At 72.9% G+C, this 399-nt stretch carries 1 protein-coding gene; it reads left to right on the plus strand.

Translation table 11 applies throughout. From position 1 onward, the window contains the following. Positions 1–399: beta-ketoacyl [acyl carrier protein] synthase domain-containing protein (locus tag ADK60_RS25210; RefSeq protein ID WP_159400574.1), on the plus strand; the 399-nt coding region annotated here is incomplete at both ends.

The raw sequence follows: 399 nt of genomic DNA on the forward strand, positions 1-399 counted from the left end.
GACGCGGCCGAGTTCGACGCGGAGTTCTTCGGCATCTCGCCGCGCGAGGCCCTGGCGATGGACCCGCAGCAGCGGCTGCTGCTGGAAACCACCTGGGAGCTCTTCGAGCGCGCCGCCATCGACCCGGCCGCCCTGCGCGGCGCCGCGGTCGGCACGTACGTCGGCCTGATGCAGCAGGACTACGCCGCCCGGCTGCTGCCCCACATCCCCGAGGACGTCGAGGGATTCCTCGGCACCGGCAACTCGGGAAGCATCGTCTCCGGACGCCTGGCCTACTTCTTCGGGCTGGAAGGTCCCGCCGTCACCGTGGACACGGCGTGCTCGTCCTCGCTGGTGGCGCTGCACCTCGCGGTACGGGCGCTGCGGTCCGGCGAGTGCTCGCTGGCCCTGGCCGGCGGC

This window comes from Streptomyces sp. XY431 (assembly GCF_001279805.1).
GTDB classification, from domain to species: Bacteria; Actinomycetota; Actinomycetes; order Streptomycetales; family Streptomycetaceae; genus Kitasatospora; species Kitasatospora purpeofusca.